Raw genomic sequence first — 11,820 nt, 5'->3', positions numbered from 1 at the left:
ACGGCGCCACTGTTCTTGACCCGTTGATTATGCCCCTGCCTCGTTTCCGACAAACGCGCTGTTGTCTTGCATAGGTGAATTTGGTTCACTCGTCGGATGCTGCTGTCCAGTATTCCGATATCATCCATCCGCGCGTTCGAGGCGGCCGCACGCACCGGCTCGTTCCGGGATGCGGCGAACGAACTTCATTTGACGCCGAGCGCGGTGAGCCACGCCATCCGCAAGCTCGAAAGCGCGATGGGCACGATATTGTTCGAGCGGAGCGCCCGCGCCGTCCGTCTGACGCCGGCGGGCGAGAACCTGATGCGTCATGCCGGCGCCGCCTTCGACAATCTGCGCCGCGGGATCGAAGAGGTCGCGGGCCGCGGCCCGCAATTGCTGAGAGTGCACTGCGCGCCGAGCTTTGCCGCGCAGTGGCTCGCCCCGCGCCTTGCCCGCTTCATGGCCGCAGAGCCCCAGCTCGAGGTCCGGCTCGCCGCCAGCACGGAATATGCCCGGTTCAGCAACGACGATTTCGACATCGACATCGTCTACGGGCAGCCGAGAGCCGAGGGAGTCGAGGTCATTCCGCTCGGCGAAGAGACCGTGACGCCGCTCTGCACGCCCGAGCTCGCGAAGAAAATCCGCAAGCCGAAGGACCTGCTCGATCAGGTGCTGATCCGCTCGGAAGTGAAGCAGGTGCAGTGGCACCAATGGTTCACCGCCAACGGGCTCGAGGCGCCTGCCATTCATGGCATGCGCTTCGATCGCAGCTTCCTGGCGATTGCGATGGCGTCGAGCGGCCTCGGCGTGACGCTGGAGTCAACCCGGCTTGCCGAACGCGAGATCGCCACAAGGCGGCTGGTTGCCCCCCTCGCCGGACGCTCCGTCGACATCCGCTATATCGGCCACCATCTGGTGTTCCCGCGCGCGAGCCAGCAGCGGCGACCGATCCGCGTCTTCGCCGAGTGGATCACGCGGGAGGTCGCGGTTGCCGGCCCGGCTTCAAGCCGATCGAGAGTCAAGTCGACGGGCTGACGGCTCCGACCGCTCAATACGTGCCGCCGAAGCGTCTTTTCTGCTCAGCCCTTCGAAACCACCGCGCGCCCATAGGGCGGTTGTGCCTGGACCGGCGGATTGGCGGTCTGGGCGGCGAGCTCGCCGATCAGGCGGTCGGCATCGGCGGCCATGCCGTCGGGGGCCTGGATCACCAGGCGCTCCAGTGCCCAGCGATAGGACGAGATGCGCTGCTCCAGACATTGCTGCACCCACTGCACGATCAGCGAGTTCTCCTGCATCCGCGCGACCGCGTCGTCCCTCTCTCTCGGCGAGAGCGCGGAGACGCGCGCCATGCTGGCGTTGCGCTTTCTGTCGAGGTCGATGACGCGGATCGCGGATGCGAAGAACGGCTCGAAGCGGGTGATGTCGTTGCGGACGTCCTCGATCAGCTGCGCATAGCGCGAGGAATGCGAGCGGTGCGGCTCGTCGATCAGCGTGCGGCCGTACATGGTGCGGTCGAACACGATCTTCTGCCGCCAGGGTGACGGCATCGCCTTGTAGTCGCCGAACACGCTCTTCCAGGCGGGGCGCGACAGCGGCGGCTCGATCATGGGATAGGCGAGGTCGCGCAGCTGGCGCTCCTCGTCGGTGAGCTGGAATTGCGAGGGTTTCAGACCGACGCTGGAGGTGACCTCCTCGCCGAGCCAGCGATGCATGTCGTCGCTGCGCATGTCGGCGCGGGTGCGGCCGAAATCGCCGCCGCTACAGGCACCGAGCGCAGCGCCAAGCATCGTGAGCAGCACGGCCGATCGGACAGACCGGATCTGGCGGATGGTGTCCGGCATTGCAAAAGCCCGGAATCAGCGACGGCGACGACGGCGCCCCGGCGCTGTGCCCTGCTCCGGCCCGTGATCGCCGCTGGTTTCGTCTGCCTCGCGCTCGATACGGATGACGGGAAGGATCAGGATCGTTCCCATGTCCGCGCGCGGAGCGACATCCCCCGACGAGCCCACCCGGCGACCGGCCGGAAATTCAATGATGGTCCCCATGTCAGCTCTCTTCAATTGCCGCGCGACCGAGCGCGCTCATGCAACATGCATTCATTAAGATCAGTTCATGGTTAACGGGGTGTAAACGTCGCGGTCGGACCGTAACCGCACGGGCCGCCCGCGACGTCCCGTTGCGGCACGAGATCGCTTCAAATCGAGCGTTCGGCTTCACGCCTCGTTTTCCTTAACGAGCCTTTAAAGGAGCCTGCGATAGGCTGGCGGGCAGTATCTCTTCCAGGTCGCGTATCTCTCCATGACCAAGTCGCTGTTTCCCGGATTCGACGGGCTGATGTCGCTCTCCCGTCGCGAAGGCGTCGATGTTCGGCCGACGCTGCTGCGCGTGCTGACCGACCTCTATGTGCAGACCCGCATCCACAGCGACGACGAGCAGCGCCAGTTCACCGAGCTTGCAACGCGGCTGATCGACCAGGTCGACGATGCGACCCGCGCGGCCATCAAGGCCAAGCTCGCGATCTATCCGTCGACGCCCGTCCCGGTTCTCCAGAAGCTCGGGCTGGTTGCCGCACATGAAGGCCGCAGGGTTCCGCTCGCCCGCGAGATCCCCATGCCCGCACCCGCCCCCGCGCCGGCCCGCACGCCGACCGACGCCGAGCTGCGCATGGCCGCGAACATGGCGATGCAGCCGAAGGACGCCGCCGAGATCCACGACATGTTCTTCCGCGCCGGCGCCTCCGAGCGCGCGCTGATCGTGCACAACCTGGCGCAGACCCCGCTGAAGGCGGCACCCCGCATTCCGACCGTGCGCGCCAAGCGCGCGATTCAGATCCTGGAGATGGCGGCGATCGCGGGCGACGTCGAGAATTTCACCCTCGAGCTCGGCGACAGCCTGATCCTGCCCTCGCGCGTCGCGGCCCAGATCGTCGACGATGCCGGCGGCGAGGCGCTCGCGGTCGCCGCGCGCGCGCTCGACATGCCGAGCCCCAACTTCCAGCGCATCCTGCTGTTCTTCAAGCCGGAGATCGGCACGTCCGTGAACGAGGTCTACCGGCTATCGCGGCTCTACGATCGTCTCAACGACCGCTCGGCGCTGGTGATGCTGGCAGCCTGGCGCGGCTCGACGCTCGCCGTCACCCGCGCAAAGTACCAGTCGTCACTGCATGACGGCGAACGCCAGCGCGCCCGCGCGGGCGCAAGCCAGACGCGGCCGGGCGTGCAGCCCGGCGCAATGCCGCCGCGCCGCACCGGCACCGACGGGTCGTCGGAGCGTTGAACGACTCGCGCTGAGGGAGATCCCGCGTCGTCCAAGCTCGTCATTGCGAGCGCAGCGCGCAGTCGTGCCCCGGACGCAGCGAAGCGCCCCTCCGGCGATGCGCTGCTGAGCCGGGGCCCATCTCTCCGCCTTCGTTGATGCAGCCTTATGGGTCCCGGCTCTGCACGGCAACGCTGGCGCGTCGCCGCTTGTCCGGGACACAGCTACGCCTTCGCAAGCTCGAGGAAATGCCGTCCGGCACGATCCTCGGTCTCGACGATCCAGGCGTCCGGATCGAAGCGGATTTCCTTCGTCAGCCGCTCCTCGATCGTGTGCTCGGGCAGAGGTTGCTGCGCGACCGGCACGAAGAAGCGATCGACGGGGCGGCCGTCGTCGTAAGAGGTCTGCGGCGCCGGCGCGTACAGCATCGCATGGCCGTCGAGCAGCGACACTTTCACGAACACCGCGCCCGCCTCCTCGGCACCGCGACGGCGCACCGCGCCGAACACGCCCTCGGTCTGGCACCGGCGCAGGTAAGCCGCCACCCATATGTTGGATTTCAAACGCATGAGTCGAACGATAGGCCAGCGTGACGCGCGCCGCCAGTCTCAGCGTCCGATTGTCACGCCTTGCTTACACCTTGCCCGCCGTTGATCTGGCGTGCGACGAGGTATGACAGCGGCATCGCAAGTGCGAATCCCACGGCGACCGCATAGGGGATGTTCCTGATCGCGTCGGCGGCGAAGCTCGGCACCATCAGCACGACGATCAGACTGACGCCCGCCAGCACCGTACCCAGCATGATCCAGACCAGAACCGAGACCTTGAACATGACAACCTCTCTTCTTCGTTGAAGATGAGCGATCATGTTCCCCGAAGCCGTCGGCCGTCATTGATCCCAAGCAAATCGCCCGCGCGCGGGCGCGGCGGCGCGCGATGCCCGGAATTGATCGGTGTCAATGACAGCGGGCGGTGGGGTTATTCGACGGGATGGCCGATCGCGGCGCCGAGCTCGCGCAGCAGCCGGTCGGAGAGCTGGCCGGTGACCTGCATCTTGTGCTCGCGCTCGAACTTCTGGATCGCGGCCTGGGTTTCGCCGCTCATCGTGCCCGTGATCTTCAAATTCCCGTAGCCATATTCGGACAGCGCGCGCTGAACGCCGGCGATACGCCGGGCGGCGGGGCTCTGCGGCACGGGAATCGGCGCGGGCGGACGCATGGCGGACGGCGGCGTCGAGGTCGTCGCCTTGACCAGATTGGTCATGGGATCACTGCCCGCGCGCGGCGTCGATGCGGTCGCCTCGACGGGTTTCTCCGGCGGCTTCTCGGCGGCTCGCTCGGCAGGTTTCGGCTCGGCGCGGAACTCCGTCGCGCGCGGCTCCAGCGGCGAGGTATCGGCGCCGACCGGGCGCGGACGCGGCATTGGGTTCGACAGCGCCACGGAGGACGGTGCGGGAAGATTGATCACGGTGCCGAACATCGGCGCCGGATGGCGGCCGGTCTGCAGGAACAGCGCATTGGCAACGATCGCGCCGATCGCGGCGACGGCGACGAGACCGGCCAGCGTGTCCTTGGGGCTGTGCAGCAGCACGCGCATCACGAGGTTGCGCTCGGTCTCGACATCGACAACCGCGGCCTTGGCGCCACGGCGGCGCGGAGCGGCTTCGTCCTTGGTAGACTTCCTAGGCACTTTTCTTCACCAGAGCGGGTTGGTCCTGAGACTGGTCGTGAGTTTGGTCCTGAAGATCCTGGCGCAGCACCGGCGTCAGCGTCGCGACCTTGCTTTCGACCGGCTTGACTTGCGGCGGCGTGTAGACGAGCGGCAGCCTGACGGTGACGGCGGTGCCCTCTCCCAAACTGCTTTGTACCGTCAATTCGCCGAGATGCAACGCCACGAGACTCTTCACGATCGAAAGTCCGAGACCGGTTCCCTCGTGACGGCGCTGATAGGTCTTGCCCGCCTGGAAGAACGGCGCGCCGATGCGCTTGAGATCGTCGGGCGCGATGCCGACGCCGGTATCGCTGATGCGCAGCGTCAGCTGCGAACCCGACACCGAAGCGGTCACGGAGACCTGACCGCCACGCTCGGTGAACTTGATGGCGTTGGCGACGAGATTGAGCACGATCTGCTTGAACGCCCTGGAATCGCCGGTCATGACGGGCAGATCCTGCGGCGCATCGGTGATGAGATCGATGCCGTTCTCCCGCGCCTTCAGCGCCAAGAGATTGCAGCAATGCAACAGCGAGGCCCGCGGCGCGAACGGCTCGGACGCGATCTCGAAATTGCCCGACTCCATCTTCGACATGTCCAGGATGCCGTTGACGACCGACAACAGGTGCTGGCCGGAATCGTTGATGAGCTGCGCGTATTCCTGGCGCTGGGCCGCACCCAGCATCAGGGTCTGCTCCTGCGCGATCATCTCGGAGAAGCCGATGATGGCGTTCAGCGGCGTGCGCAGCTCATGGCTCATGGTGGCGAGGAAGCGGGTCTTGGCGGCATCGGCAGCTTCCGCGGCGCTGCGCGCCTGATCCAGCGCCTGCTCGGACAGCTTGTGGTCGGTGACGTCGCGCATCACGGCGACGACCTCGGCCTCGCGCGTGACGTCACTGTGATAATTGTGGCCGATATCCCGGTCGAGCGGGCGGCAGCGCATCTCGACCCAGAGGAAATCGACCTGGCCGCGCTCCGAGCCGTCGGGCTCACGCCGCAGCCGGAACTCGATGCTGCGCACGTCGCCGCGCGCGGCATCGGAGAGCGCGGTGAGATAGGCCGGGCGATCGGCGACATGGACGCGGTCGAACAGGCCATGCCCCAGCAGTTGCGCCACCGGCATGCCGAGCATGGCTTCCGCCGCCGGCGAGATGAACTGCACCGCACCGTTGCGCTGATGCCGCGAGACGACGTCGCTCATGTTGCGGGCGAGCAGGCGATAGCGCTCCTCCTCGCGCGACAGCAGCGCAACGCTGGTGCGCGCCAGCGATTCCGCGCCGAAGGCAAGGCCGGCGGCATAGAGCGTCGCCGAGACGACGCCGCACGCCATCAGCACGCCGCGTTCAGCAGTGCTGGTGTCTGCAACCGGCAGCCAGCCGAGCTGGCCGACGAGAATCAGGAGTCCCGCACAGGACAGCGCGAGCAAGGAAGCAAAGGCCGCGACGCGGCGCGAGGCCGACAGCGCGGCTTCGAGGGGAACCACGACCAGCCAGACCGCGGCGAATGATTCGATGCCGCCCGTGGTGCCCGCGACCGCCATGATCAGGCCGGCGAGCGCCAGCGACGACAGCACATGGGCGCCTTCATAGCGGCCGGTGCGCGACAGGAACCAGGACAGCAGGATCGGCGCGATCAGCCAGGCGAACGCGGCGACCTCGACCGCGCTCGGCGCGCCGCGCATGGCGAGATAGACCGGGAATGCGGCAAAGGCGGCCAGGCTGCCGAGCAGCCGCGGCGCCATGAAGGCACGATGACGCGCCCGCATCAGCGCATCGTAACGCGCGGAGGGATGCAGCAGTGCATCGAGACAATCGCGGATGATACTCAAAACTGTCACGGGTCTCGCGCTTCGGCTCAATCGTCTTTGGAAGACGCGCCGCAACGCCTCCTTGTCGTTGAGCCACCGTGTCAGAGCGACCTTAAACGAGTGCTAAGGCGGCTCGGTGTGCGGCCGGACGCCGAGACATCGCGGGGCTTTTTAGACGATTTGGCGACGTCTTCGGCGAGGATGGTGAACACAGGGTTTCACACATCCCGGCATGGTTTCGAATTGGTGGATACGCATGCCAGCAGAATCACGGGCGCCGGCGTCAATCGAAAATTTACGACACCGTCGATCTCGAAGAATTTTGCGTAAATTTTCCGCGAATTAAGCTCAAGGCAATCACTTGCGATTTATCGAGAGTTGCTAGGTCGAAACGCGCGCGGACCATCGCCGCGGGCGGGATCTAACGAACAGGTCGATAAGATGCGCTTTCTGCTCCGCATCACATTCTGGCTCGGGCTGGTGCTGGTGCTCCTGCCCAGGGACAAGACGCCCGAATCGGAGAAGCTGCCCCAGATCGGTGCCGCCGACGCGGTGCAGGCTGCGACCGCGGCCGTCTCCGACATGACCCAGTTCTGCAAGCGCCAGCCGGCGGCCTGCGAGGTCGGCGGACAGGCCGCGACCATCATCGGCCAGCGCGCCCAGGACGGCGCGCGCAAGATCTACCAGATCATCAACGACAAGAAAGAACAGATCTCCAACGACAAGAACGAGAAGAACGACAAGAAGGCGCCCGACCATACCGGCTCGATCGCGATGGCCGGCGAAGGCGATGCCGCATCGACCGAGGCACCGCGCGATACCCTGAGCCAGGACGACCTCGCGCTGGAATGGCGCGGCCCGGCGGCGGCGAATTAGCGCCCAAACCCTATCGATTTCATCTCCTCGCATCCTTATATTGGCCCTAACGGGAACACGGGCCAACATGACGACGATCGACGAAATCAGGGACAATTTCGAGCTTCTGGACGAGTGGGACGACCGCTACCGGTACGTCATCGAGCTCGGCCGCACCCTGGAACCGATGCCGGAGGCGGAACACTCCGCCGAGAACAAGGTCAACGGCTGCGTCAGCCAGGTCTGGCTGCAGAAGCTGGTCGACCGCGGCCATGGCGCGCCGATCCTGAAATATCGCGGCGACAGCGACGCGCATATCGTGCGCGGGCTGGTCGCGATCGTGCTCTCGCTCTATTCCGGCCGCACGCCGCAGGAGATCATCGATACCGACGCGATCGCCGTGTTCAACGAGTTCGGCTTTCGCGATCATCTGACGCCGCAGCGCTCCAACGGCCTGCGCTCGATGGTCGAGCGCATCAAGACCGATGCGAAAGAGGCGCTCGCGGAAGCGTCGTGAGATGCTCTCGTAGGATGGGCAAAGCGGCTTGTCCGCCGTAGCTCGAAGAGCGAAGGCGGAAGCGTGCCCACGATCTGCGTGTGACTGGTTGAGAATTCGTGGGCACGTCGCGCAAGAGCGCGCCTTTGCCCACCCTACGAGAGCTGGCCGAGCGGACGAGCTACTTCCGCTTCCGCTGCTGCTGTCCGAGACCCATCTGCTTGGCCAATTGCGAGCGCGCCACCGCATAGTTCGGCGCGACCATGGGGTAGTCGGCCGGCAGGCCCCATTTCTCGCGGTATTGCTCCGGCGTCATGTTGTACTGCGTGCGCAGATGGCGCTTCAGCGACTTGAAGCGCTTGCCGTCTTCCAGGCAGACCAGATAGTCGGGCGCGATCGACTTCTTCAGCGAGACGGCCGGCTTGGCCGGCTCGAGCGGCGCGGTCTCGGTGCGGCCTGACGACACCCGCACCAATGCGCCATGCACCTGGCTGATCAGGTTCGGAATCTCCGCCGCAGGCGTCGGATTGTTGCCGAGATAGGCCGACACGATGCTCGCCGTCAGCTCGATGAAATTCTTAGCCCCGGCATCCGACATGGGCCCGCCCTCTCTGCACCTTGCGCTTCACGGGATAGACGACGCCGAACCTTTCCGTGTCAACAATACGTTCGGCTGAAACAAGGGACTGACGAGGCGACGACGATTGCGGCGCTTGACTGCTGCGCGGCAGAGCTCAGGACCGCTGGTCGAGATGGGCACGCAACTCGTCGATCGACGCAAAGCGCATCATGCCCTCCGGCATCTGCGCTTCGATCGAGCCGTCGGAATAGAGCGAATAGGCCATGCCGTCGACGATGCCGGATTTGAGGACGGTCACGGGCGCCTGCTCGACGGGTGGTGGTGGGGGCGGCGGCTCGGGTGCAGGCGGCGGAGCGGCCTCCGCAAAGGTCGATGGCGAGCGCGGCGGCGGCCGGCGCAGGGCGGCCGGCGGCTCCGACGGACGCATGCGGTCCGGCTTCGGCCAGGCATCGTCAAAGCTTGCAGGCGGAGTATCCAGGGCCTCACCGGGCTCCGCAGGTAGCTGCGGCGGCGCGTCCTCGATGGCCTTCGCCTCCGCACGCTCCCGCTCCTTGCGCGAGGTCGATGCGAACAACAGGTTGCGCCGGCGCGGCGCTTCCGGAGCCGCGGGCGGCGTTGGAGCTTCCGGCACCGGCGGAGCCTCGACGCGCGGACGCTCGCGCGCGGCAGCTTCGCTCTGCCACGGCGGCGGGCCTGCAGCAGGTGGCGGCGGCGGTGGCTGCTCGATCTTTCCTTCGGCCCTTCCCTCGATCCTTGCCGCCGCAGCGGCAGGCATCGGTTCGGGCGCAGCGCCTGATGCGGCGAGGCCCGGCAGCACGGGCCTGACCCGAACCTCGGACGGCGCACCGGCCAGCCGACGCGCGAGGCCCTTCAGTTCCGTGACCACGACATAGAGGCCGGCCAGTAACATTCCGGAGCAGACGGCGATCGTGCCCGAGATTATGAGGGGGCTGCCGAGGCTGAACTCCCTGACGGAGAAGCCAAACAGGATCGAAAGGAAGCCCGCCACGACGGCGAAAATCCCCGCGATCAACAATGCCAGATTCATCGAACTCACCCCCGGTCGCCATCCACACGCGACAACCGCTACGCCACGATACCGTCATCCGGTGTTCCACGCCAACGAGGAATCGTCGGTAGCGTTCCTAAAGGGAAGGAAATCAGGGACTTATTCACATTCCCTTCAGCTACGGCTCGCTACTGCTTAGACTGCTCTCAAGTAACCGGAATTGCTGCGTCGCATCAGGAATTTAGCCATAATGCCCAATTACTTGGTAATGGAACTGCGCTATAGGGAGTCCGGGGAACAGGCCCGCGCGCACCAGCAGGGCCAAGAGGGGATTCCGGGGCACCGATAGCCATGACATCCATCACGACTTCGGCGATCGACACGCCTCTGCGGCGCTCGGTCGAACGGACTTGCGACGATCTCGCCATGCTGGTGCTGGCCGCGGTCGCGGTCGTTGCAGGCCTGACGTTCCGCGACTACGGCCTCGGCTGGGACGACTACACCCACGCTGAATATGCCGATTTGCTGCTGCGCATGTTCGGTTCCGGCTTCAAGGATACTGCGGCGCTCTCCTTCGCCAATCTCTACATGTATGGCGGCGGCTTCGACATGGTCGCGGCCCTCCTGCACAAAATCATTCCGCTCGAGCTGTTCGAGACGCGACGTCTGGTCGGCGCCATTGTCGGCGTGGTCGGACTTGCGGTGACGTGGCGGCTCGGCCGTCGCATCGGCGGGCCCCTTGCCGGTCTTGCCTCGCTGCTGCTGCTCGCGCTGTGCCCGATCTTCTACGGCCACATGTTCATGAATCCGAAGGATGCACCCTTCGCGGTGGCCATGATCATCCTGATGCTCGGCCTGGTCCGGCTCGCCGAGGAATATCCCAAGCCGTCGCCGCGCACGATCCTGATCGTCGGCCTGGGTGCCGGCCTTTCACTGGGCTGCCGCGTTCTCGGCGGGCTCGCGCTGGTCTACGCCGTGCTCGGCTTCGTCCCGCTGTTCCTGGAGGAACTGCGCAGCGAGGGCCTGCGCGAGTCGGTCCGCCGCTTCGCCCATGTCGTCTATGTGCTGCTGCCCGGCTTGGCGTTCGGCTACCTCGTGATGGGCCTGATTTGGCCGTGGTCGATCATGGAGCCCGGCAATCCCTTCGAGGCGCTGACCTACTTCTCGCACTTCTTCGAGAAGCCGTGGAAAGAGATGTTCGACGGCGCGATCGTGTCCGTGCCGGACATGCCCTGGTCCTATCTGCCGACGCTGTTCGCGCTGCAGCTGCCCGAGGTGATGCTGGTGCTGATGGCCGGCGCCGTGGTCAGCACCTTCGCCATGCTGCCGCGAAGCGAGGTGCCAGCGCGGCGCAAGACCATCATGCTGATGCTGACGCTGGCTGCGACCCTGCCGCTCGCGATCGCGATGGTGAAGCGGCCGGCGCTGTACAACGGCATCCGCCATTTCGTGTTCGTGATCCCGCCAATGGCGGTGCTCGGCGGCGTCGCTTTCGCGTGGGCCATGGAGCGCCTGCGCGCCAATCACCGCACCTGGCAGCCGGTCGTGCTCGCCACGTTCTGCTTTGGCCTTGCGCTCTCGCTCGCCGAGATGATCCGGCTGCATCCCTATCAGTACACCCACTTCAACCATATCGCCGGCACCGTGCGCGGTGCCGACGACCGCTTCATGCTGGACTATTGGGGTCTCGCGCTGAAGCAGGCCTCGGACGAGCTGCGCGAGCAGATCGTCGAACGCCAGGAAGTGCCGCCGACCAATCGCAAATGGAAGGTCGCGGTCTGCGGTCCGCAGCGCCCCGCCCAGGTCGCGCTCGGGCCCGACTTCACCATCGGCTGGGATTCCAACGCGGCCGATTTCGCGATGACGCTCGGCGAGTTCTACTGCAAGGGCCTCACCGCGCCCGTGATGGTCGAGATCAAGCGCGACGACGTCGTGTTCGCCCGCGTCTACGACATCCGCGGCCGCAGCATTTCCAGCCTGCTCTCGATCCCGGCGCCGTAATAATTTTCTCTAGGGCGTAGCCCGGATGAGCGAAAGCGACATCCGGAATCCCCCTCAGAGCGGCCCCGCATGTCGTTCCGCTCATGCGGGCTGCGCTTGACTGCCGCGCGCTTGTCGCGCCTTGC

13 protein-coding genes are annotated in these 11,820 nt (G+C 65.9%); 5 read left to right on the top strand and 8 right to left on the bottom strand.

Annotated elements, in window-relative coordinates; genetic code table 11:
* The first annotated feature begins 99 nt into the window (after positions 1-99).
* Positions 100-1,017 carry a LysR substrate-binding domain-containing protein gene (locus XI04_RS38050; protein WP_049801714.1) on the top strand — a complete coding sequence of 306 codons (918 nt, stop codon included), beginning with the start codon at positions 100-102 and terminating at the stop codon, positions 1,015-1,017.
* A gap of 44 nt (positions 1,018-1,061) precedes the next feature.
* On the opposite strand, the gene XI04_RS38045 is transcribed toward XI04_RS38050, so the two are convergent.
* The gene (locus XI04_RS38045) at positions 1,062-1,823 is read right to left on the bottom strand and encodes a hypothetical protein (protein WP_038947832.1); all 762 of its coding nucleotides are present in this window, start codon (positions 1,821-1,823) and stop codon (positions 1,062-1,064) included.
* A gap of 15 nt (positions 1,824-1,838) precedes the next feature.
* Entirely contained in the window at positions 1,839-2,027 is a 189-nt protein-coding gene (locus XI04_RS38040) for a hypothetical protein (RefSeq protein ID WP_018315770.1), read from the bottom strand.
* A gap of 253 nt (positions 2,028-2,280) precedes the next feature.
* Between XI04_RS38040 and XI04_RS38035 the strand changes: the two genes are divergently transcribed.
* The gene (locus tag XI04_RS38035) at positions 2,281-3,258 is read left to right on the top strand and encodes a DUF2336 domain-containing protein (RefSeq protein WP_271623915.1); all 978 of its coding nucleotides are present in this window, start codon (positions 2,281-2,283) and stop codon (positions 3,256-3,258) included.
* Positions 3,259-3,461: 203 nt separating this feature from the next.
* Here XI04_RS38035 and XI04_RS38030 read toward each other — a convergent pair whose 3' ends face one another.
* The 4 genes from XI04_RS38030 to XI04_RS38015 form a co-directional block, all read right to left on the bottom strand.
* Positions 3,462-3,806: a DUF1491 family protein gene (locus tag XI04_RS38030; RefSeq protein ID WP_028142953.1), complete on the bottom strand. Its 345-nt coding sequence runs from the start codon at positions 3,804-3,806 to the stop codon at positions 3,462-3,464.
* Between the two features lie 53 nt (positions 3,807-3,859).
* Entirely contained in the window at positions 3,860-4,069 is a 210-nt protein-coding gene (locus tag XI04_RS38025; RefSeq protein ID WP_028142952.1) for a hypothetical protein, read from the bottom strand.
* A gap of 146 nt (positions 4,070-4,215) precedes the next feature.
* On the bottom strand, positions 4,216-4,926 hold the full coding sequence (locus XI04_RS38020; protein WP_028142951.1) for a peptidoglycan-binding domain-containing protein: 711 nt from the start codon (positions 4,924-4,926) through the stop codon (positions 4,216-4,218).
* The gene (locus XI04_RS38015) at positions 4,919-6,784 is read right to left on the bottom strand and encodes an ATP-binding protein (RefSeq protein WP_271609382.1); all 1,866 of its coding nucleotides are present in this window, start codon (positions 6,782-6,784) and stop codon (positions 4,919-4,921) included. The genes XI04_RS38020 and XI04_RS38015 overlap by 8 nt, the downstream gene beginning before the upstream one ends.
* Before the next feature lie 411 nt (positions 6,785-7,195).
* Here XI04_RS38015 and XI04_RS38010 point away from each other — a divergent pair, with 411 nt between their 5' ends.
* Both XI04_RS38010 and XI04_RS38005 read left to right on the top strand, forming a co-directional pair.
* Positions 7,196-7,630: a DUF5330 domain-containing protein gene (locus tag XI04_RS38010; RefSeq protein WP_038947827.1), complete on the top strand. Its 435-nt coding sequence runs from the start codon at positions 7,196-7,198 to the stop codon at positions 7,628-7,630.
* A 67-nt stretch (positions 7,631-7,697) separates the two neighbouring features.
* Positions 7,698-8,126, top strand: coding sequence for a SufE family protein (locus tag XI04_RS38005; protein ID WP_028142948.1), 429 nt, complete (start codon positions 7,698-7,700; stop codon positions 8,124-8,126).
* Positions 8,127-8,286: 160 nt separating this feature from the next.
* Here the strand turns inward: XI04_RS38005 and XI04_RS38000 are convergent, their stop codons facing one another.
* Together XI04_RS38000 and XI04_RS37995 are read right to left on the bottom strand one after the other, a co-directional pair.
* On the bottom strand, positions 8,287-8,703 hold the full coding sequence (locus XI04_RS38000; RefSeq protein ID WP_028142947.1) for a MucR family transcriptional regulator: 417 nt from the start codon (positions 8,701-8,703) through the stop codon (positions 8,287-8,289).
* 136 nt (positions 8,704-8,839) lie between these two features.
* Positions 8,840-9,733: a hypothetical protein gene (locus tag XI04_RS37995; protein WP_038947826.1), complete on the bottom strand. Its 894-nt coding sequence runs from the start codon at positions 9,731-9,733 to the stop codon at positions 8,840-8,842.
* A 312-nt stretch (positions 9,734-10,045) separates the two neighbouring features.
* On the opposite strand from XI04_RS37995, the gene XI04_RS37990 reads away from it, so the two are divergent.
* Positions 10,046-11,695 carry a glycosyltransferase family 39 protein gene (locus XI04_RS37990; RefSeq protein ID WP_028142945.1) on the top strand — a complete coding sequence of 550 codons (1,650 nt, stop codon included), beginning with the start codon at positions 10,046-10,048 and terminating at the stop codon, positions 11,693-11,695.
* The last annotated feature ends 125 nt before the right edge of the window (positions 11,696-11,820 follow it).

It is taken from the genome of Bradyrhizobium sp. CCBAU 11430, assembly GCF_028128855.1.
Taxonomy (GTDB): domain Bacteria; phylum Pseudomonadota; class Alphaproteobacteria; order Rhizobiales; family Xanthobacteraceae; genus Bradyrhizobium; species Bradyrhizobium ottawaense.
Note: the sequence above shows the minus strand (reverse complement) of the source record. Positions and strands in the feature narration are given on the sequence as shown.